This window comes from Marinobacter sp. MBR-99 (assembly GCF_040547575.1).
Taxonomy (GTDB): Bacteria; Pseudomonadota; Gammaproteobacteria; order Pseudomonadales; family Oleiphilaceae; genus Marinobacter.
Genome location: NZ_JBEPPY010000001.1, coordinates 304,295 through 324,572, shown reverse-complemented (window position 1 = coordinate 324,572; position 20,278 = coordinate 304,295). Strand labels below are relative to the sequence as shown.

23 protein-coding genes and 1 tRNA gene are annotated in these 20,278 nt (G+C 56.2%); 15 read left to right on the top strand and 9 right to left on the bottom strand.

The annotated features are described in order from the left end of the window. Window positions 1-44: 44 nt before the first annotated feature. The 4 genes from ABIE59_RS01570 to ABIE59_RS01555 all read left to right on the top strand — a co-directional run bounded on the left by ABIE59_RS01570 (window position 45) and on the right by ABIE59_RS01555 (window position 3,799). Window positions 45-914, top strand: coding sequence for a putative selenate ABC transporter substrate-binding protein (locus tag ABIE59_RS01570; protein ID WP_354443599.1), 870 nt, complete (start codon window positions 45-47; stop codon window positions 912-914). Continuing rightward, complete coding sequence (locus ABIE59_RS01565) at window positions 914-1,564, top strand: ATP-binding cassette domain-containing protein (RefSeq protein WP_354443597.1); 651 nt, start codon at window positions 914-916, stop codon at window positions 1,562-1,564. The genes ABIE59_RS01570 and ABIE59_RS01565 overlap by 1 nt, the downstream gene beginning before the upstream one ends. Window positions 1,565-1,583: 19 nt before the next feature. Then, window positions 1,584-3,050 (top strand): PhnE/PtxC family ABC transporter permease, encoded by a 1,467-nt coding sequence (locus ABIE59_RS01560; RefSeq protein WP_354443595.1) that lies wholly within the window; start codon window positions 1,584-1,586, stop codon window positions 3,048-3,050. A gap of 143 nt (window positions 3,051-3,193) precedes the next feature. Beyond that, entirely contained in the window at window positions 3,194-3,799 is a 606-nt protein-coding gene (locus ABIE59_RS01555) for a hypothetical protein (RefSeq protein ID WP_354443593.1), read from the top strand. Here ABIE59_RS01555 and ABIE59_RS01550 read toward each other — a convergent pair. Together ABIE59_RS01550 and ABIE59_RS01545 are read right to left on the bottom strand one after the other, a co-directional pair. After that, on the bottom strand, window positions 3,792-4,088 hold the full coding sequence (locus tag ABIE59_RS01550; RefSeq protein WP_354443591.1) for a hypothetical protein: 297 nt from the start codon (window positions 4,086-4,088) through the stop codon (window positions 3,792-3,794). The genes ABIE59_RS01555 and ABIE59_RS01550 overlap by 8 nt on opposite strands. A gap of 40 nt (window positions 4,089-4,128) precedes the next feature. Continuing rightward, window positions 4,129-4,578 (bottom strand): hypothetical protein, encoded by a 450-nt coding sequence (locus ABIE59_RS01545; protein ID WP_354443589.1) that lies wholly within the window; start codon window positions 4,576-4,578, stop codon window positions 4,129-4,131. 133 nt (window positions 4,579-4,711) lie between these two features. Between ABIE59_RS01545 and ABIE59_RS01540 the strand changes: the two genes are divergently transcribed. The 3 genes from ABIE59_RS01540 to ABIE59_RS01530 are packed head-to-tail and all read left to right on the top strand — an operon-like array spanning window position 4,712 to window position 6,909. Then, entirely contained in the window at window positions 4,712-5,632 is a 921-nt protein-coding gene (locus tag ABIE59_RS01540; protein ID WP_354443587.1) for an ABC transporter ATP-binding protein, read from the top strand. 24 nt (window positions 5,633-5,656) lie between these two features. After that, a complete protein-coding gene (locus tag ABIE59_RS01535) occupies window positions 5,657-6,418 on the top strand; it encodes an ABC transporter permease (RefSeq protein ID WP_354443585.1) in 762 nt (253 codons plus the stop codon). After that, window positions 6,415-6,909: a DUF192 domain-containing protein gene (locus ABIE59_RS01530; RefSeq protein WP_354443583.1), complete on the top strand. Its 495-nt coding sequence runs from the start codon at window positions 6,415-6,417 to the stop codon at window positions 6,907-6,909. The genes ABIE59_RS01535 and ABIE59_RS01530 overlap by 4 nt, the downstream gene beginning before the upstream one ends. An 11-nt stretch (window positions 6,910-6,920) precedes the next feature. On the opposite strand, the gene ABIE59_RS01525 is transcribed toward ABIE59_RS01530, so the two are convergent. Beyond that, window positions 6,921-7,712 carry an enoyl-CoA hydratase gene (locus ABIE59_RS01525; protein WP_354443581.1) on the bottom strand — a complete coding sequence of 264 codons (792 nt, stop codon included), beginning with the start codon at window positions 7,710-7,712 and terminating at the stop codon, window positions 6,921-6,923. Window positions 7,713-7,849: 137 nt separating this feature from the next. Here ABIE59_RS01525 and ABIE59_RS01520 point away from each other — a divergent pair, with 137 nt between their 5' ends. Next, complete coding sequence (locus tag ABIE59_RS01520) at window positions 7,850-8,032, top strand: hypothetical protein (RefSeq protein WP_354443579.1); 183 nt, start codon at window positions 7,850-7,852, stop codon at window positions 8,030-8,032. A 244-nt stretch (window positions 8,033-8,276) separates the two neighbouring features. Further along, window positions 8,277-9,005, top strand: a complete 729-nt coding sequence (locus ABIE59_RS01515) for a THxN family PEP-CTERM protein (protein WP_354443577.1) — start codon at window positions 8,277-8,279, stop codon at window positions 9,003-9,005. Between the two features lie 90 nt (window positions 9,006-9,095). Here the strand turns inward: ABIE59_RS01515 and ABIE59_RS01510 are convergent. Both ABIE59_RS01510 and ABIE59_RS01505 read right to left on the bottom strand, forming a co-directional pair. Beyond that, window positions 9,096-9,182: transfer RNA gene (locus tag ABIE59_RS01510), tRNA-Leu, on the bottom strand. 107 nt (window positions 9,183-9,289) lie between these two features. Then, window positions 9,290-9,913, bottom strand: a complete 624-nt coding sequence (locus tag ABIE59_RS01505) for a class I SAM-dependent methyltransferase (protein WP_354443575.1) — start codon at window positions 9,911-9,913, stop codon at window positions 9,290-9,292. Window positions 9,914-10,096: 183 nt separating this feature from the next. Here ABIE59_RS01505 and ABIE59_RS01500 point away from each other — a divergent pair, with 183 nt between their 5' ends. From ABIE59_RS01500 to cydC, 4 genes are read left to right on the top strand one after another with little or no spacing between them, the layout of a single operon-like run. Further along, window positions 10,097-11,539: a cytochrome ubiquinol oxidase subunit I gene (locus ABIE59_RS01500; protein WP_354443573.1), complete on the top strand. Its 1,443-nt coding sequence runs from the start codon at window positions 10,097-10,099 to the stop codon at window positions 11,537-11,539. A gap of 2 nt (window positions 11,540-11,541) precedes the next feature. Continuing rightward, window positions 11,542-12,543, top strand: a complete 1,002-nt coding sequence (cydB, locus tag ABIE59_RS01495) for a cytochrome d ubiquinol oxidase subunit II (RefSeq protein ID WP_354443571.1) — start codon at window positions 11,542-11,544, stop codon at window positions 12,541-12,543. Next, window positions 12,544-14,217: a thiol reductant ABC exporter subunit CydD gene (gene cydD, locus ABIE59_RS01490; RefSeq protein WP_354443569.1), complete on the top strand. Its 1,674-nt coding sequence runs from the start codon at window positions 12,544-12,546 to the stop codon at window positions 14,215-14,217. It begins immediately after the preceding gene. Continuing rightward, on the top strand, window positions 14,192-15,838 hold the full coding sequence (gene cydC, locus ABIE59_RS01485) for a thiol reductant ABC exporter subunit CydC (RefSeq protein ID WP_354443567.1): 1,647 nt from the start codon (window positions 14,192-14,194) through the stop codon (window positions 15,836-15,838). Before cydD ends, cydC begins: the two co-directional genes overlap by 26 nt. Before the next feature lie 3 nt (window positions 15,839-15,841). Here cydC and ABIE59_RS01480 read toward each other — a convergent pair whose 3' ends face one another. Both ABIE59_RS01480 and ABIE59_RS01475 read right to left on the bottom strand, forming a co-directional pair. Next, window positions 15,842-17,083, bottom strand: a complete 1,242-nt coding sequence (locus ABIE59_RS01480) for a saccharopine dehydrogenase family protein (protein ID WP_354443565.1) — start codon at window positions 17,081-17,083, stop codon at window positions 15,842-15,844. Between the two features lie 43 nt (window positions 17,084-17,126). After that, window positions 17,127-17,540, bottom strand: a complete 414-nt coding sequence (locus ABIE59_RS01475; RefSeq protein WP_354443563.1) for a hypothetical protein — start codon at window positions 17,538-17,540, stop codon at window positions 17,127-17,129. A gap of 158 nt (window positions 17,541-17,698) precedes the next feature. Between ABIE59_RS01475 and ABIE59_RS01470 the strand changes: the two genes are divergently transcribed. Next, window positions 17,699-18,028 (top strand): hypothetical protein, encoded by a 330-nt coding sequence (locus tag ABIE59_RS01470; RefSeq protein WP_354443561.1) that lies wholly within the window; start codon window positions 17,699-17,701, stop codon window positions 18,026-18,028. An 11-nt stretch (window positions 18,029-18,039) separates the two neighbouring features. Then, a complete protein-coding gene (locus ABIE59_RS01465; RefSeq protein ID WP_354443559.1) occupies window positions 18,040-18,495 on the top strand; it encodes a hypothetical protein in 456 nt (151 codons plus the stop codon). Between the two features lie 30 nt (window positions 18,496-18,525). On the opposite strand, the gene ABIE59_RS01460 is transcribed toward ABIE59_RS01465, so the two are convergent. Further along, window positions 18,526-19,467 (bottom strand): electron transfer flavoprotein subunit alpha/FixB family protein, encoded by a 942-nt coding sequence (locus ABIE59_RS01460; protein WP_354443557.1) that lies wholly within the window; start codon window positions 19,465-19,467, stop codon window positions 18,526-18,528. Beyond that, the gene (locus tag ABIE59_RS01455) at window positions 19,468-20,217 is read right to left on the bottom strand and encodes an electron transfer flavoprotein subunit beta/FixA family protein (RefSeq protein ID WP_061332887.1); all 750 of its coding nucleotides are present in this window, start codon (window positions 20,215-20,217) and stop codon (window positions 19,468-19,470) included. Between the last annotated feature and the right edge of the window lie 61 nt (window positions 20,218-20,278).

Genomic DNA, 20,278 nt, shown 5'->3' with positions numbered 1-20,278 from the left:
GCAATCCACCGCAACACCATTGTCCTCTTTTAAAAGGAAAGATTATGATCCTCAAGCAAATACGGAAATGGCTTGTTTCCGGCTTTCTGATCCTGCTCGCCACTGGCACTGCATCTGCCCAAACCTTTGTCTTCACGGCCATCCCTGATGAAGACGAAACCAAGTTGGTGGAGCGCTTCCGTGGCATCGCCGATTACCTGTCGGAGCAACTGGAGGTAGATGTACGCTACATTCCTGTAAAATCCTACGCCGCAGCCATTTCAGCTTTCCGCAACAACCAGGTACAACTGGCCTGGTTTGGCGGGTTGTCCGGCGTTCAGGCCCGTGCACTGGTTCCCGGCTCAGAAGCACTGGCCCAGGGTGTTGAGGATCAGGCGTTTTACAACTACTTCATTGCCCACAAAAGCACTGGTCTTGAGCGCAGTGATATCCTTCCCGAAGGCGTTCGCGGCAAAACTTTCACGTTTGGCTCCAAGGGTTCCACTTCCGGCCGCTTGATTCCTGAGTACCACATTCGCCAGCGTTTCGGCGAGGCGCCGGAAACTGTGTTCAGCCGTGTTGGTTTCAGTGGCAACCATACCCGCACTCTGCGGCTGGTTGAATCCGGAACCTATGAAGTCGGCGCCCTTAACTACAAGGTGTGGGAGAAGGAGTTGGAAGACGGCAACATCAACACCGACGACGTCCGGATTATCTGGAAGACCCCAGGCTTTCCCAATTACCAGTGGACCATCCGTGGTGACGTTGATGACCGTTTTGGTGAGGGCTTCATGGACAGGGTTCGCCAGGCCCTGCTTAATCTGGATGATCCCGCACTGCTGGAGAGCTTCCCCCGCGAAGGCTTTATTCCGGCTTCAAACGATGACTACGAGCCCATTCGCAGCGTTGCCAAAGACCTCGGAATCATCGATTGATGTCAGGCTTTTCATTTGATCAGCTAAGTGCAAGTTTTGGAGACAAGCGGGTGATAGGCCCGCTGTCTCTGAAGGTAGAGGAAGGTGAGCATGTTGCCCTGGTGGGCAAGAGCGGGGCTGGCAAGTCCACCCTGATCAAGTTGCTCTATGAGCGCCTGACTCGTGACGCCTCACTCGTGCCCCAGGGGCTAGGGCTGGTCAATGCACTGCCGGTTTTTCACAACGTGTTCATGGGTCAGCTGGACCAGCACCCGCTGTGGTATAACACTCTGACGCTGCTGCGGCCGTTCCGGAAAGACCGTGCTGTCATCAGCGAATTGTTGAATCAACTTGGCATTCCTGAAAAGCAGTGGTCAGCCACAGCTTCCCTGTCTGGTGGCCAGCGACAGCGTGTTGCCATTGCCAGGGCTCTGTACCGTAATGCCCGGATATTGCTCGCCGATGAGCCCATTTCTGCGCTGGATGGCCCCATGGCGCATCTGGTCATGAAAGCCCTGACCGAACGCTTCAGCACCAGTGTGATTGCACTCCACGATGTGGATATGGCGCTTGCCTACTGCAATCGTATTGTTGGTATTCAGGATGGCCTGGTAGCGCTGGACGAACCGGCCAGCAAACTGAACGCGTCTGATATCATGACGCTTTACTGACAGGCAGCGCCGGTACCCCATGTTCTCTTATCCCACCGTTCGCGCCAGCTTTCTGTTTCTTGCCATTGCCCTGGCAGGGCTTCTGGTGGCCGACATTGCCATTACCACTGCCAATCCGTGGCGGGACCTGGGGCAGTTCTTCCTGGGCGTGGTTACCCCCAACTTCTTCAGTACCGAAGGCCTGCTAACCGCTCTTCTGCGCACCGTTGCCTTTGGTTTTGTGGGCGTCACCCTTGGCAGTTTCTTCGGCTTCCTGCTGGCGCTTCTGTACCGTTTCATGCCGGTACGTATTTTTTGCGCCTTCGTACGGGCGATCCATGAACTGTTCTGGGCGCTGATCTTCCTGCAGTTCTTTGGTTTCCACCCGCTGACCGGGGTATTAGCAATCGCCATTCCCTACGCCGGTATTTTCGCCAAGGTGTATTCGGAAATCCTCGATGAGGCCGACCCAGAACCCGCACAACTGTTGCCTCAGGGCACCCATGCCATTGCCGCGTTCCTGTATGCGCGTATTCCGGACTGCTGGGTGCAGTTGCGCACCTACACCGCCTACCGACTTGAGTGCGGTTTGCGGTCTTCCGCCATCCTCGGTTTCGTCGGCCTGCCTACCCTTGGTTTCTACCTCGAGTCTTCGTTCTCTCAAGGCATGTATTCCGACGCAGGTGCCATGCTCATACTTTTCTACGTGCTGATCGCCACCATGCCCCTATGGGTTAAGCCCAAGTTATTGCCGGTCTACATCCTGGCCGCGCCCTTCTTCCTGGGTGACGGGTTCCCGATAGTTTGGGGGAATGTGGAGCGCTTTTTCACCGAAGACATCGTACCGGCACCGCTGAGAAACGGTGAGGGCCTGGCTGCGATGTCCAGCTGGCTTGGCGATGTATTGGTCAACCAGGCTCTGCCGGGTATCTGGAATACGGTAGTGCTCACCCAGATAGCGCTGGTGGCCACAGGTATTTTGTCGCTACTGGCATTCCCGCTGATCTCGAAGCATTTTGGCGGGCCAGTGCGCCGCACCTCCGGGCATGTGTTCCTGGTGATAGCCCGATCCACGCCAGAATACATTTTGGCTTACATCCTGCTGCAACTGTGGGGGCCGTCCATGTTGCCGGCGGTCGTGGCCCTGGCACTGCACAACGGAGGCATTATCGGGCATCTGATCGGTCGCCAGACCAACACCATCCACCTGCGCCCGGACGCCCCGGAAGGCTTCGCCCGCTACAGTTGGGAACTGGTACCCCGGGTTTACCGCTCGTTCCTGGCGTTTCTGTTCTACCGTTGGGAAATCATCATGCGGGAAACGGCGATTCTGGGCATCCTCGGTATCTACACACTGGGCTTTTACGTTGATTCTGCCATCCAGAACATCCAGTTCGACCGTGCCATGATTCTGATACTGATCACGGCCTTGCTTAACATAGGCGTCGACATTCTTGGTCGTTACATACGCCGTAAACTGGCCCTTCAAACCATGCCCACCTGCTGAAGTGCTGGGATGACCATCACAATTTCCGGGTAAGCCCCAAGCTTTTACACGTTCTGCTGGCCAGTTGGCTCGTCTGACGATTACATCCTGTTACAATCCGTCGCAACCGTTGTTAATCGCACGTTAGAAAGGCAGGCACTCCTATGATGGTCAATGGATTGGTCGTTATTACCCAGTTGGGGCTCGTAATCTTGATGGCCATGCTGGCATTGCGGATGTTTTCGCTAAGCCGGCAGGAATTGCTCTCGCAGACAGGCGTTATGGGTAACAGCGCCGGTCTTGTCAGGGTTTCGGTTTCACAGGATCCGATCCCGGAACGCCCTGCTCACCCAGCAGCCGCCTCCGCAGTGGTGACTTCTCCGGACAAAACCGAGCTGTTTACCAGGCTGCATATCCTGGCAGCACTGCAGGAACGTGATTGCAGAGTGAACGGACTTGCGTTGGCAGAAGCACCTGAGGTTGTGCGCACCTACGCCGTCGCCTGGTTGTACGGTGCCGCTTGCGCCCTCAGCCCCAGGACCAGTCGCCATAGCGAAGCCCTTGCCGGGATGGTTGCCAGAATTGCGAATCGAAAAACCGGCATTCGCCAACCGGTAGCCATTCAGGTTATCGCCACGCTTACATCCAGTGGCGAGTCACTGGCCTGTTATCGGGCAGGATTGGAAGGGGCAGAATTCTGGACAGTACATCAATTCGTACCGCAGGCATCCAGCCTTTACGAGGTGGTGACCGGAAACGCCTTTATTTAACGGTTACCAATTCCCAGTCTGATCCGAGAGTAACAATCTCCTGACCGGTTTCATCGTTCTCTGGAGAACCACTGACACTGGGCTTGGTGAAGGTGCCTTCATCGGTATAGGTCATCGACTGCACGTCTACCGAGCGCACAAACCAGACCTTCCCGTTGGCGGTTACCCGGGCGCGATGAGACAGGCCAAAAACAAACCGGCAGTAATCCAGCTTGAGCTGTAACAGGTCCTGCTCCGCTTTACTGATCTTGCGCAGCAGAACTTTCTGAACACTTTCCCCGTAATCCATCACTTTTCCCTGGAAACGACTGTAATTTTGCAGGATTTAACTATTTTTGCGCTTTGAACACCAGTGTCCAGGGCACATTTTCCAATTTTTGCTGACCATCCTGAAGATCGATTCGCCAGATCATATCGGCGCCGGTTGTGCAGAAAGGTGCGGTAAACCGGGCCTGATACTCCAGTGCGGACTCCCTGACCATGGGCACCGGATACTCACCCATGTACATGGATTGGCCCTTCAAGACAGCCAGAAAGCGATCGGGGGCCTTGGCAACAGACACCTGAAGTAAATACTCCGTGCCGTGAGCGCCCTCTTTCAGCTCCTGCAAGGTAACTTGCCATTTACCTTCCCGGTTCGTCCATTGGCAGGCACCGGCCAAGAGATTGCACTCGGGATGCTTAGCGGTGTCATCAACAGTCTCGAACAGGCGCGAGCCAAAAAGGGCAAGCACAATTGCTCCCGCCACTAAACCCACAATCACAATGGTTCGTACCATACTCCGCCCCTGCCTTTTCAGAAGCGGGCATTATGGGGAAAATTCCTGACATAGCAAAGGTTTCTAAACTGCTGCTGCCATGAGAAAATGTCGGGCTTTCTGGTTTGAGTCACCCCAAAAACAGGACACGCCCGTGCAACCGGACATTTCCGTAAAGCACTTGAACAAAGTCTACGGCGACGGCTTTCAGGCCCTCAAAGACGTCAATCTGGAGATCTACCCCGGTGAGATTTTCGCCCTGCTTGGCCCCAATGGCGCCGGCAAAACCACCCTGATCTCCATCATTTGCGGTATCGTCAATAAAGGCGACGGCGAAGTAAAAGCCGCCGGCCACGACATCGTGAAAGACTACCGCAAAGCCCGCGAGGCCATCGGCCTGGTTCCCCAGGAGCTGAATACCGATTCCTTTGAGACGGTGTGGCATGCGGTGTCTTTCAGCCGTGGGCTGTTCGGAAAGCCACCCAAGCCGGCCCATATTGAAAAAGTACTGAAAGACCTCTCACTCTGGGACAAACGCAACAACCGCATCATGTCTCTCTCTGGCGGCATGAAACGGCGGGTGATGATTGCCAAAGCATTGTCCCACGAGCCTCGTATCCTGTTCCTGGACGAGCCCACGGCCGGGGTGGATGTAGAACTGCGCCGGGATATGTGGGAAATGGTGCGCAAACTCCGCGAAAATGGCACCACCATCATTCTGACCACCCACTACATTGAAGAAGCCGAGGAAATGGCGGACCGAATCGGGGTGATTCGCCAGGGTGAAATCATCCTGGTGGAAGAGAAAGAGCGCCTCATGTCCAAGCTCGGAAAGAAAGAGCTTCGCCTGCATCTTCAGAACAAGCTCGAAAAGATTCCCGGCGAGCTTACCCTGGAACCGGTGGAACTGTCAGACGACGGCTACCAGTTGATCTATACCTTCGACGCCCAGCAACAGCAGGCCGGCGTGGCCCGCCTGCTTCGTACCCTTGGGGATCTGGGAATCGAATACCGGGACCTGCAAACCCGGGAAAGTTCGCTGGAAGAAATATTTGTTGGCCTGGTACACGAATAGCCGCCGGTAAAAATGGAGAGGGTAATGAATCTGTACGGTGTAAAAGCAATCTACAAGTTCGAGATGGCGCGCATGAAGCGCACCGTCATGCAGAGTGTGCTGTCGCCGGTGATCTCCACCTGCCTGTATTTTGTGGTGTTCGGTTCGGCCATAGGCTCCCGAATGGGTGAGATCGGCGGTATCGACTACGGCGCCTACATCATCCCCGGCCTGGTGATGCTGTCACTCCTGATGCAGAGCATCTCCAACGCCTCCTTCGGCATCTATATGCCCAAGTTCTCTGGCACCATCTATGAGGTACTGTCTGCGCCGGTCTCCTATTTCGAGATTGTGCTCGGCTACGTGGGCGCGGCTGCCACCAAGGCCGTCATCCTTGGCCTGATCATCCTGGCCACCGCCCGGCTGTTCGTTGATTACTCGGTTCTGCACCCATTCTGGATGCTCTCGTTCCTGGTACTGACCTCCATTACCTTCAGTCTGTTCGGTTTTATCATCGGCATCTGGGCGGACGGTTTCGAGAAACTGCAGATTGTACCGATGATGATCGTCACGCCTCTGGTGTTCCTGGGCGGCACCTTCTACTCCATCGACATGCTGCCTGACATCTGGCAGACCATCAGCCTGTTCAACCCGGTGGTGTACCTGATCAGCGGATTCCGGTGGGCCTTCTACGGCGTGGCAGACGTGCATGTGGCCATCAGCGTGGGTATGACACTGGTCTTCCTCGCCCTGTGTATGGCCACCGTATGGTGGATTTTCAAAACCGGCTACAGGTTGCGTACGTGAGACAGTTCAGAGTTGCGATTGTCATCACACTGATAACAATCGCGTTTGCCCCGGCCGCACTGGCCGGTGCGCTGGAACCCCTGCCCAGCGTAGAAGCCTGCTTTGCGACAGGCGGTCACAAGCATGCCGTAGTGCTCGAAGTGGCCAGCAAAAACAAACAGCGGCAACGGGGATTGATGGAACGAACCACACTGGCGGAAGACGCCGGCATGCTGTTCACTTACCAGACGGAAAGATCACCCAGTCACGGGTTCTGGATGTATCAGACCCTGATCCCCCTGGACATTGCCTATCTGGATAAAGAGGGCGTTATCGTCAGTATCCATTCCATGACACCTTGCCCCTCTTCCAAAGGCCGGAACTGCCCGACCTATCCCTCGGGGGAACCGTTCTGGAACGCCGTGGAAATGAACAAGGGTTACTTTGCGGCGCGGAATATCTCCCCCGGCGATCAACTGCTCTGGCCGGCAGAGGAAGCGTGCCAGCCATAAGCGGGTTGAGGTTATCGATGCTTCCAGTCCGGGTCACGTTTGTTCAGAAAAGCTGAGATCCCTTCCCGGGCATCGTCAGTGCAGGCATTGGCCGCCATCACCTCAGCGGTGTATCGGTAAGCGTCGGATAACGGCATTTCCAGCTGGCGATAGAACGCAGCCTTACCAATTTTCAGGGCATGCCCGGATTTGCTGGCAATCGTTGCCGCCATCCGGTAGACCGTCTCATCCAGCACGTCTGCAGCGACCACCCGGTTAACCAGTCCAAGAGCTTCCGCCCTGGGCGCGTCAATCATTTCCCCGGTCAGCAGCATTTCCATGGCGTGTTTTCGGGAAACGTTTCGGGACAACGCCACCATGGGTGTAGAGCAAAACAAGCCAATATTCACGCCGGGGGTTGCAAACCGGGCCCCCTGCTCCGCCACGGCCAGATCACAACTGGCAACCAACTGGCAACCGGCAGCGGTGGCCACCCCGGCTACCCTGGCAATCACCGGCTGCGGCAGGTTAACAATCTGCTGCATCACCTTGCTACATTGTTGAAAAAGTGCCAACTGGAATTCATGGCTGTCGAACTTCGAGCGCATCTCCCGCAGGTCGTGCCCGGCACAGAATACGTGCCCCTCGGCAGCCAGCACTACCACGCGGATGTCGGAATCCTTTTCGATGGCTGTAAAAGCATCTGACAATGCCTCAAGCATGGCCATCGACAAACTGTTCCGCCGCTCAGGGTCACGCAACGTTACCGTGGCGATGCCGTTCTCCGTGCGCTGTTGCACCAGACTACCGGTTGCCTGTGTCATGGCCTGCTCCTCCGTCAAAAGGCTTCAGGGCAGTATCACCAAACACGGCGGCGCTGTCGAACCGACCTTCGGACAATGGTTGTAATTAACGCCACAGCCCTCAAGGTAATAGAAGGCGAATGCAAACAGGAGAATCTATGTCTCGCAATGTTTTGATCAAGATAGTACTGCTGATCCTCATCCTGGGTGGTGCTCTCATGGTTTTGATAGAAGATGACCCCAGAGTGCCCACGGGGGACATCAACCAGATACGCCCGGTAATGCCCGTTCAGGACTCACAGTACCAGGAACCGGCGGAAACGGTTGAGCAGGAACAATGATACCGTAGTTCGTTCATTTAGCGTGGGCCACTGGCCGGCCCGCGGGTAATCCCCGGGAGTGTCCGGATTATTTACACAGGCACTCCTGATTCACTGTCACCCGGCCAGCCGCTCCCACTTTCTTATTGTTAATGCAGGGAATTTGAACTTTCGGCACTCCAATTGCTGTTCCACCTGAGTATGCCTCGGAAACGCCGTTCCGATTGCGACATAACAACGACTTGCTCACAGGGAGTGCCTTTACATGATTAAACAATTACTGGTTGCAGGTGCAACCGCCGCCATGCTCTCGGTAGGAACGGCAAGTGCTGCCGTCATCAACCTCACCAGCGTGACCGGGCTATGGACTGCGACCACACCCGTCTTTCCGGACGTAACCGGCCAGAACACCAACGAAATCCGTTGGGGTGTTCCTGCAACCTCCGGCGGCCAGAGTGGTTACCGTTTTGACAGTGCAGCCACACCCGCTTTGGTCACTGAAGACGCAGCCTTCAACCTGGGCACCTTTACGCACTTCAACTACCCGATCTATGACCCAGCTCTCACCTCAGCGCAGCTGACCGTGCAGTCCACCCTTGAGATTGATGGCGTTGAAGAAACGGTTCTGTCGGTATTTGAATTCCTGCACTGGGAAACCCCGAATGAAGCCAGAACCTGTGCGAATGGCGGTGCAAACTACTCCGGAGTTAACTTTTACGGCTGTGCAGACCGGGTTACCTTCGCTTTGAACGTCGGTGCTTCTGACAGCTTCCTGATCGGTGGCGTTAACTATTTTGTCGACATCGCCGGTTTCTTCTACGACGGCGCACTGGCCGATGAGTTCTGGACCAAGGAAAAGAAATCCAACACTGCAACGCTGAAAGGTTTGATCACCTCTCGCCCGGTGTCGGTACCAGAGCCCTCTACCCTGGCCTTGCTTGGCCTGGGCCTGCTGGGACTGGGCGCTCGCCGCAAGATACGCCAGGCTGCCTGATTTTAAAGCACATTGGCGCAGACAAAGCCGCTTCTTGATTCAAGGAGCGGTTTTTTTGTACCTGGATTAAGGCAAAGGAAAGATGTGAAGTGGTGCCCGGAGCCGGAATCGAACCGGCACGACCTTGCGGTCGAGAGATTTTAAGTCTCTTGTGTCTACCAATTTCACCATCCGGGCATCGGAAGGAAATGCTTGAAGGGCGGGATTGTATAAGGCCCGCTGGCGTAACGCAATTCCGTTCCCACTCTTGCGGGTGACACCGGTTATTTTCTGTCCAAGCCTGTCTATACAGGCTTGGTGGCGCGGCCTTTGTAGATGAACCCGGCAATTTTCGGCGCTTTTGGCATGTACAGGTTTTCCAGTTCCTGAATCTCAAAGCCTGCGTGGCGAATAAGGTCTGCGATCTGTCGGTTCAGGTGGCAACCACCTGCGAGCATTTTCCAGCCCGGGGTAATGCGGTGCTGCCATTTTCGGATGGACTCATGAGGTGCCTCCCCGTGCTCCAGGAACAAGAGGTCGCCGCCTGGCTTGAGTACTCGTTTCATCTGCAACAACGCAGAATACCAATCGGGGATGGTGCAAAGTGTGAAGGTCAGTAAAACCGTATCCACGGAGTTATCCTCCAGTGGAATCTTTTCGCCCGGCAGGTCCAGCCACTCCACCGCAACGGGCGAGCGGTTAAGATTTTGTAATGCTTTGCGTCTCATCCCTTCCGAGGGTTCCAGTCCGTAGACCATTTCAACCTGGCTCTGGTCATAAAATTCAAGGTTGATGCCAGAGCCCATGCCCACCTCCAGCACCCTGCCGTGGGCCCTCGGTACCATCTCGCCACGCAGTTTCATGACCTGCCCCATGGAGCACGCCTTGTCGATAATGTGGGGTAGCACTCTATCCTCGTAAAAGCTCATGTGGCTCACCATAATTGTTTTTGATCAAGGGGTGCGACAAACTGCCCTACCCATTATTGCTGCAATTTAAGTAGCATGGTAATGAACTGCCGGTAATAACAATAGACAAGATGAGCCAAGGCAGCGGCTGAACGGGCGCGCTGGCCCGTTTTTTGACTATGTTTGAGTTACCGGAGGTATTTCATGGAACTCGATCCTCTCATCCTATCGCGAATCCAGTTCGCATTTGTGGTGTCATTTCACGCCATCTTTCCGGTGTTTTCCATCGGATTGGCGTCTTTCATCGCTGTCCTTGAAGGCCTGGCGTTCAAAACCGGCAACCCGCTATGGGAAAAACTGTCGGCATTCTGGACCAAGGTGTTTGCCGTGGTATTCGGGATGGGTGTGGTTTCGGGCATTGTGATGTCGTTTCAGTTCGGCACCAACTGGAGCAACTTCTCTCAGGCCTCAGCTAACTTTCTCGGCCCCATGCTCAGCTACGAAGTGATCACGGCGTTTTTCCTGGAGGCTGCATTTCTGGGTGTTCTGCTTTTTGGTCGTCACAAGGTACCGCCGGGCGTTCACCTGTTTGCCGCCATTATGGTGGCGATTGGCACCTTTATTTCCTCATTCTGGATACTGTCTGCCAACAGTTGGATGCACACACCCGCAGGTGTGGAGCTAAGAGACGGCGTGTTCCATGTCACCTCCTGGTCGCAGGCCATATTCAACCCCTCCTTTCCCTACAGGTTTGCCCATATGGTCATGGCATCATTTCTGACGGGGGGATTTGTAGTTGCTGGCGTCAGCGCCTGGTATCTGCTTCGTGGGCGTGAGGTAGAAGCCAATCGCAAGGCCCTGTCGATGTGCTTGTGGATGCTGCTGTTCCTGACACCGGCCCAGGCAGTCATTGGTGATCTTCATGGTCTGAATACCATGGAACATCAACCGGTGAAAGTTGCAGCAATGGAGGGTAATTGGGAAACCTCCCGTAACGTGCCGTTGCTGCTTTTTGCCATTCCCGACCAGGCTAACCAGACCAATCGATTCGAGATAGGTATCCCCAACCTGGCCAGCTTCATTCTGACTCACGAGTGGGACGGTGAGGTGCCCGGTCTGAACGAGGTTGCCGTTGAAGAACAACCGCCAGTAGCCATCGTGTTCTGGTCTTTCAGAGTGATGGTCGGTCTTGGTCTGCTGATGATTGCCTTCGCCCTGGCCGGTCTGGTGCTCAGGCGCAATGGCGCTTACTACCAGAATCGCTGGTTCCTTCAGGGCTTACGGTTCATGAGCATCACCCCGTTTATTGCGGTGATAGCAGGATGGTTTGTAACCGAGATTGGCCGCTCTCCCTGGTTGGTGTATGGCATGATGAACCAGGCCGAGGCGCTTACACCATCGCTGACCGGTGGCATGGCTCTGTTCACCCTGATTGGCTATATCGTAGTTTATGGCCTTGTTTTCAGCGCCGGCGTCTACTATCTGTTGAGGGTGCTTTATGTGGGCCTGGAAGACTCGGATGAAGGCGAGCACGAATCTGACCGCCCTGCGCGGCCCCTCTCTGCTGCCCACGTTCCGTTCGAAATTGAGTCCGGCTCAGGTGCCATTAGCCATGCCCGTCCGGCCGATAATAAAGGAGGTCTTTGATCATGGAGCTGTTCAATCTGTCTTTGATCTGGGCCTTCATTATTGGCTTCGGAATCATTATGTATGTGTTGATGGATGGTTTTGATCTGGGTGTGGGCATCCTGTTCCCCTTCGCCCCGTCTGAGATCGACCGGGATACCATGATGAACACCGTGGCTCCGGTATGGGATGGCAACGAAACCTGGCTGGTGCTTGGCGGCGCCGGACTGCTGGCCGCCTTTCCACTGGTGTATTCCATCATCCTTCCCGCGCTGTACATCGGCGTGTTTCTGATGCTCGCCGGATTGATTTTCCGGGGTGTAGCGTTCGAGTTCCGGTTCAAGGCCCGGACCTCCCGCTATCTCTGGAACTGGGCATTTGCTGGTGGCTCCACCACCGCTGCATTTGCCCAGGGTGCGGTTGTTGGCGCCTATATCCAGGGTTTTGAAACCACCAATGGTGCCTACTCAGGTGGCGCGCTGGATTGGTTGACACCATTCACAGTGCTGACCGGCCTGGGGCTGCTCAGTGGTTATGCATTGCTGGGTTCCACCTGGTTAATCATGAAAACCGAAGGCCGTTTGCAGGAGTGGGCGTACCGTATTACCACCCCGCTGCTGATCGCTGTACTGGTTATCTTCGCCATCATCAGTGTTTGGACTCCGTTCGTGGATGACATGGTGCGTGAGCGCTGGTTTGATCACATCACGGTGATCTGGGTGCTGCCGGCACTGACTCTGCTGTGTGCGTTCCAGATCTGGCGTTCTGTTCGTAACCGCTTTGAAGGTATGCCCTTTTTGGCGACCATGGGACTGTTCATCACCACCTACCTGGGCCTGATTGTCAGCCGCTGGCCCTATGTAGTTCCGCCGGAATACACCTTGTGGGATGCCGCTTCCGCCTATGAATCCCAGCTGTTCCTGCTGCTGGGCCTGCTGTTCGTCATCCCTATCGTGCTGACCTATACCGCCTGGACTTACTGGGTATTCCGGGGCAAGGTGCGCGCCGGTGAGGGGTACCACTGAGTGGCCGAACCGGCCCAGGCTGAGATTCGCCAATGGCTTTCCGGCCTTGCCCGGAAAAACCAGCGGTGGATTCGCGCCACGGTAGTGGCCGGCGTGCTGGTTGGGCTGGCAACCATCGTTCAGATGGCTCTGCTGGCCTGGCTGGTGCATCGAATCATTATAGAAGGACAGACGGCTTCCACCCTCATACCCTGGTTTGTAGCTCTGATGGTTACACTGGTGGTTCGCGCTTTTGGCCAGGGCCTTCAAACTCAGTTCGCGGCCCGTTGCAGCGAACAGGTACGCAGGGATGCCCGGCGGCAAATTCACCGCCACTGGCGTGATACCGGCCCTGTCGCGCTCGCTGACAGCTCAGCCGGTACTCTGGCGCGGGAATGGCTGGACCATGTGGAGGCCTTACACGGTTACTTCGCCCGCTTCCTGCCGCAAGTGTCGCTGTCAGCCATTGTGCCACTGGCTATCCTGGTTCTGGTGTTCTGGCTGGACTGGCTTGCGGGCATCTTTCTCCTGCTTTCTGCCCCCCTGATCCCGATCTTCATGGCACTGGTGGGAATGGGTGCTGAAAAGGTCAATCAGCAGCATTTCGAGACCATCAGCCGGCTGTCTGGTCAGTTTCTGGACAAAGTCCGCGGCCTCACCACCCTACAGTTATTTGGCCAGACGGAAGAGGCATCCCGAACCCTGAACCAACGGTCCGACCAATACCGAAAGATCACCATGAAGACCCTCAAAGTGGCATTTCTGTCCTCGGCAGTGCTGGAGTTTTTCGCCTCCGTCGCCATCGCGGTTATCGCCATCTACATTGGCTTTGGTTTGTTGGGCTACATCACTTACGGCCCCAGCGCGGACCTCACACTCTTTTCCGGTTTATTGATTCTGTTGTTGGCGCCGGAGTTTTTTCAACCGCTGCGCACACTGTCACAGCACTACCATGACCGCGCGGCAGCGCTTGGTGCCAGCGCTGAAATTCTGGCCCGCCTTGAAACCCCTGTCTGTGGGCAATCTGCCCCTGAGACACCCGCGTCATCGCAGGACGATGGCCTTAACCTGGACAACGTCACCCTCAGCTACCAGGGCGGCAAGCCGGTATTCGCTAATCTTGACCTGACCATAGAGCGTGGCAAAGCGGTTGCGCTGACCGGGCCCTCCGGCGGCGGCAAATCGTCATTGCTGCACTTAATGGCGGGTTTTATCCAGCCAGATAGCGGAGCCATCAGTGTGCTCGGCCAGGCAGCCGGTCGCTCGCCGTTTGGCTGGCTTGGCCAGCGCGGGTTCTGGGTGCAAGGCTCATGGGCAGACAACCTCCGTTTGACCAGTCCTGAGGCATCCGACATTGCCATTGAGAACGCGCTGCGCCTGGTGGGCCTCGGTAGCATACTTGAAAGCCGGGACCAGGGTATTAACAGCGTTATCCGTGAAGATGGCCAGGGATTGTCCGGCGGACAGGCTCGCAGGCTGAGCCTGGCGCGTATATTCCTGGCGGATTACGACCTGATCCTGCTGGATGAGCCCACAGCAGGGCTGGATGCCACCAGCGAGATTCTGGTGCTGGAAGCACTCCATAAACTGGCAGCAGCTGGCAAAACGCTGGTTTTCTCGACCCATCACCAGGCCCTGCTGGCCCTCGCGGACCAGGTGCTGATTGTCAATGACGGCGAGGTTCGCCATGCGTGAGCTCAAGCCCTGGCTGAACCTGGTTCTCCAGCGGCGCGGCCGCCTGGTGATTGGTGCCCTGTTGTTACTGGCTACCCTGCTCTCCGGTATCGGGTTATTAGCCTTGTCGGGCTGGTTTCTGACCGAGACCGCACTGGTGGGCCTGCTGCTGGCCGCTGGCACACAAGCCTACATCAACCTCTACGTTCCGGGCGGCGGCATAAGATTTTTCGCGGTGTCCCGCACGGTCTCCCGCTATCTTGAACGGGTATACAACCACAACACGGTACTGCAGTTGCTAACCGATATTCGTGTTGCCCTGTTTAACCGGATGGCCGAAGCCGGCCACCGTGACCGGGGCCAGAAATCTGGGGCCCAGTGGTTATCCAGGCTAACGGCAGATGTGGATGCCCTGGACACCCTGTATCTTCGGGTAATTGCGCCCACGGCCCTGGCCGGGGTGGTTAGCGTGTTGCTGGTGCTTGCCGGCTGGTTAGTGTTCTCAGGATCCTTTGCGCTGATACTCCTGATTCTGCTGACATCGGCCATCTTGATCTCGAGCTGGCGAGTATTCGCAGGAACCCAGAGCCTATCAGGTAAGCTCAGTGACCAGCAGGAACAACTCCGTGGTGATGTCATTGAACATCTGGAAGGCTTTGCAGAGCTCACGGCGGCCGGTCGCACCGGTAAACACTCCGGGCGTTTGATGAAACAAGCGCTTTCGATGTCCAGAACCCAGGCGCGGGTGGATAGCCAGGCCGGCTGGCATCACGCGGCGACACAGCTGATCGTGAATCTCGCGGTTGTGGTAACGCTGTGGGTTGGCATTGAGCTGTTTAACCAGGGGGCATTATCCGGTCCTTTACTGGTCTTGCTGCCGATCGCTCTGATGGGCTTACTGGAAGTCTATGCCATGTTGCCTGATGCCTTCGCCAAACTGGGCGCTACCCTCTCTGCAGCCCGGCGCCTGAATCAGGAGGTTCAGCCAGCTCCCGGCATTGCGAATTCCGCAGCCTCTGCTGCACCGCTTTCGGAAGCATCGGCGAATGCATTGGAAGCCCGTGACCTCTCGATTGGTTATCCCGGGTTTGGGCCCGTCCTGACCCATTTCAGCCTGACCGTTGAAGTGGGGAAACGCCTCGGTATTGTTGGCGCCTCGGGCTCCGGCAAATCCACCCTGGCGGACACCTTCGCCGGCGTGATTCCGCCCCGGCAAGGGAAGCTCGCCTCCCTGCCCTGCGCCTATCTCACACAGGCGACGGTGGTGTTCGAAGATACGGTGAAAGCGAACCTGTTACTGGGCAACCCCAATTCTAGCGATGGCGATCTGTGGCGTGTTCTGGAGCTGGTAGAGTTGGCCGACAGATTTGCCCGTGAAGCCGAAGGTTTATCAACCTGGTTGGGTAGTGCCGGTAACCGGCTGTCTGGTGGGGAGGCACGCCGGCTGGTGCTGGCAAGGGTGCTATTGAGCACAGCGCCCCTGGTGATTCTGGATGAACCTTTTACCGGGGTGGATACAGACACCAGGGAGCGCATCGCCCCCCAGATCAACCGCTGGCTGGAAGATCGGACTGTTATCTGCCTGGGGCATGGGCCGGAGGCGCTGCTGCCCTCCTCCGGTCATACCCTGCACCTGCACTGAGCTTCAGCGGGTTTCCAGTACGTCGAAAGTCAGGCCAGCTTTGCTGGTCAGTCGTTCCAGCAGTTTGCCATCCAGCATGGACGCAGGCGTCCAGAAGCCACCCTGGTCAGAATCAGGCAGGTCAAACGCCAGGCATAAGCCAGCCTCACCCAACATTTTGGCCGTGGAGCCGTAGCCGGGGTCACGGTCTCCGGTGACTTTGGTGATGATGGTCTTGCCGTCTGTAGTGCGGCCTACAAAACGCAGGTCATAGAAGCCGCTTTCCTGCTCTTCCGGGCTTGGGCCCTCACCGGGCTTGGGTACCAGCTTCTCAACCACCCAACGGGTTGGCTTGATGGCGGAAGCGGTAAAGAACGCGCCAAGTGCGGCGGTGATACCGTAAGCAGTCAGGCGGCCTTTGGCGCCCTTGCCGGTCATCATGGCTTCGTCGTAGGTGAATTCCTGACCGTAACGGGCATTCTGGAGTGCATTGGACCGGTGAACCACGCGGGTGTTGATGGCGCCCATCACAAACGGCGCCAGCCACACGTCAAAGTCTTTGTCGTACTCTGCGGTTTTCAGACTGGGCTGGCGCACCTTGGATCGGTGGCCCTCTGGGCAGATCGAGAAGGGATTGGCCAGTTCCTTGCGCAGTTTCGGATCCGCGCCCGCTTCTTTGGCCACGTTGATCATGGATGCTACGGTGCCGCCGGACAAACCACCCTTGGCGACCTTAACCCGCATGCGCACATCCTGGCAGGTCTTGCCGAAGGCTTTCTCAGCCTGCTGCTGCAGGAACCAGACGCCCATATCAGATGGTATTGAGTCGAAACCGCAGCAATGGACAATTCGTGCACCGGTTTTCCTGGCCTGGGCTTCATAGCCCTCGACCATCCGGCGAATCCACTGCACCTCACCGGTCAGGTCGCAATAATCGGTACCAGTGTCCACGCAGGCCTTGATCAGCGGTTCACCATAAAGGGCGTATGGGCCAACGGTGGAGATCACCACGCGGGTCTGTCGGCACATGCCCGCCAGTGCCGAATCGTCGGCCGCGTCAGCCACCAGAACTGGCAAGTCCGCAGCCTGCGCACCCAGTTCGGCTTTGAGAGCATTCAGCTTGCCCTCTGAACGGCCAGCGATAGCCCACTTCACCTTGCCAGACGCGCCATAGTTTTCTACCAGGTATCGGGTCAGAATCTGCCCCACAAAGCTGGTGGCACCAAATACCACCAGATCATAGTCTGCCTGCTTGGAATTCGTCATTACATGTCCTTTTTGGTTTGCGTGTACGAATATCTCTGATCGGTCAGGGTTGGCGAGACGCTTTTGCTGCCATCAGCACCATAAATATGGCCACTCCCAGCCCCCAGAAGCCGTTAAGAATCAGGCCACCTACCCAAGTCTGGGCTGATACTGCCAAACCCTTCATCGGAAAGACAACCAACATGGCTACGGCGGTTGGGCCGACGGCACCCAGTATCACATGGCCGAGCCAGTACAACGCACCTTTCAGGCGGCCAGCGATGGCCCATATCGCGATACCCCATAACCCGCCGAAGAATGCCAGGGAGATCACCGATGGTACCCCCAATGGCGGTACGGGAGTAAGGTTAAATGGCGCGGAGGGTACGGCACCTGCCAGGTAAAACACGGCAAATAGCCCCTGATGGAAAATCAGTGTTGCCAGAAAGCCCGCAACAAACGCCTTTATCCAGACCATATTGGATTCCTTTCGAGTTTCATTGAATTGATGGTAACAGGTTTAAAACCGGCACGACTTTCCCGGATACACCATGACAGGCGTCCGGCCGGCCAATCGTTTGTCATACAGCTTGTTGCACACTGTGGCGCATAATGACACAAGTGTGGAGGCATCCCTTGATCATCTTTCTGACCATCACAAGCCTGATATTGCTGGCCGTCAGCGGTCTGCTGCTTTGGCAACTGCTTGAACAGCGCAAAATGATCAACAACATGCTCGAAAACGAGGATATCAGTGATATCCATCGCGAACCGGAACTGGTGCTTACGTTGAGGGTGCTGGATCCGATTGCCCTGGCTAAGCGCGAATCGCGAACCGGCCGGGCGCTGGCAGACAAACTGCCGGTTATGACCCGGAAAATGGTCTATCAGGAAGTCATGAAAGAACTGGAAAGCGAGCTGTATGAACGGGATATTGACGTTGAAATGCACATTGAGTATCGCTGAGGAGTGCTGACATGGTCTCTCAGGTTCTGATCATTATCTGCCTCATCGGCTCCGCTGCCCTGCTGTTTTCGGGTTTTCGCCTGTCTGGCCAATCCAGAAACCGGATACTGATTCTCAATGCCCATCGAATTGCGGCCCGCAGCGCCATCCAGAAGAGCAGGATGGACCTGGCGGAAGTTCGTAACCGGGCCCGACTTCTCGAAGATACCGTCTCCGGCGGCGCTTCTGCGGTTGAGAAGGTTCATAAGGCGATAGCCAACACCACCTTCGGTCTGATCGACATGTTCTCCAAGGATGAGGAGTTCAAAGACAGCACCCGCAAAGCCCGGCAAACTCATCACCAGAAAAGTGAGCAGGTTTATCAGGCGGTGAGAACCACCAATCGCGCCCTGCACATCCTGGCAGACACGCTGATTATCAGCAAAGCGGAAAAACGCATTGCTTCAAAACCAAAAAAGGCGCCTTGAGGCGCCTTTTTTGATCGAACTATCAGAAAGTTACAGGACTTTCTTCAGCTCTTCTTCCAACTGCGGTACAGCTTCAAACAGATCCGCAACCAGGCCGTAATCGGCTACCTGGAAGATCGGTGCTTCTTCATCCTTGTTGATCGCAACGATCACCTTGGAATCAGACATACCGGCCAGGTGCTGGATGGCACCGGAGATACCTACCGCGACGTAAAGCTGCGGAGCGACGATCTTGCCGGTCTGGCCAACCTGCATGTCGTTGGGCACGAAACCTGCGTCAACCGCGGCGCGGGATGCACCAACAGCAGCGCCCATCAGATCAGCAACCTGCTCCAGCATCTTGAAGTTGTCGCCGTTCTGCATGCCGCGGCCACCGGAGATAACGATACCGGCAGAAGCCAGGTCCGGACGGTCAGACTGGGCTTTCTCTTCGCCAACGAAGGAAGACAGGCCTGCGTCTTTAACAACGTCCAGTTGCTCAACGGAAGCGGAACCACCTTCGGCGGCTACCGGATCGAAACCGGTCGGGCGTACGGTGACAACCTTGATGGCGTCGCTTGCCTTAACGGTGGCGATGGCGTTACCCGCGTAGATCGGACGAACAAAGGTGTCCTCGGATTCAACGCGCACGATGTCAGACACCTGAGCAACGTCCAGCAGCGCAGCAACGCGCGGCATGAAGTCTTTACCGGTAGTACCAGCAGCAGCCAGGATGTGGCTGTAGCCTTTACCTACTTCGGCAACCAACTCGCCCAGATTTTCGGCCAGAAAATGGCCATAGGCGGCGTTGTCGGCAACCAGTACCTTGTTCACGCCTTCTGCCTTGGCAGCGGCTTCAGCGACGGCGCCTACGTTCTCACCGGCAACCAGCACGTCGATGTCACCACCGATGGCCTTGGCAGCCGCTACAACATTCAGGGTAGCCTGCTTGAGGCTGCTGTTGTCGTGTTCAGCAATTACCAGGATGCTCATTTAGATCACCTTCGCTTCGTTCTTCAGTTTGTCCACCAGCTCAGCTACGTCAGCCACCTTGATACCAGCCTGGCGTGCAGCCGGGGCTTCAACTTTCAGGGTGGACAGGCGCGGGGCGATTTCAACGCCCAGATCGGCGGGGCTCACGGCGTCCAGCGGCTTCTTCTTGGCCTTCATGATGTTCGGCAAAGAAGCATAGCGCGGCTCGTTAAGACGCAGGTCAGTGGTAACAACCGCAGGCAGGTTCAGAGCAACAGTCATCAGACCGCCATCAACTTCGCGGGTTACGTTGACCTTTTCGCCATCAACAACCACTTCAGAAGCGAAAGTGCCCTGGCCCATGCCAGTCAGAGCGGCCAGCATCTGGCCAGTCTGGTTGTTGTCGGAATCGATGGACTGCTTGCCAAGAATAACCAGCTTCGGCTCTTCTTTCTCAACGACAGCCTTCAGCAGCTTGGCCGCTTCGAGGGACTGAACTTCTTCGTCAGTCTCGATGTGGATACCACGGTCAGCACCCAGAGCCAGAGCAGTACGAATTTGCTCCTGAGCAGCTTTTGGTCCAATGGAAACAACAACGATTTCACTGGCAACGCCCTTCTCTTTCAAGCGAACCGCTTCTTCAACCGCGATTTCGCAGAACGGGTTCATTGCCATCTTGACGTTGGCGAGGTCAACACCGGTGTTGTCCGGCTTGACGCGAACCTTCACGTTGTAGTCGATAACTCGTTTTACAGCGACCAGAACCTTCATAGATTCCTCGTTCTTCTACGATGGGTTTAATGACTCGCAATCCTAAACGGAGAGCCTGCTG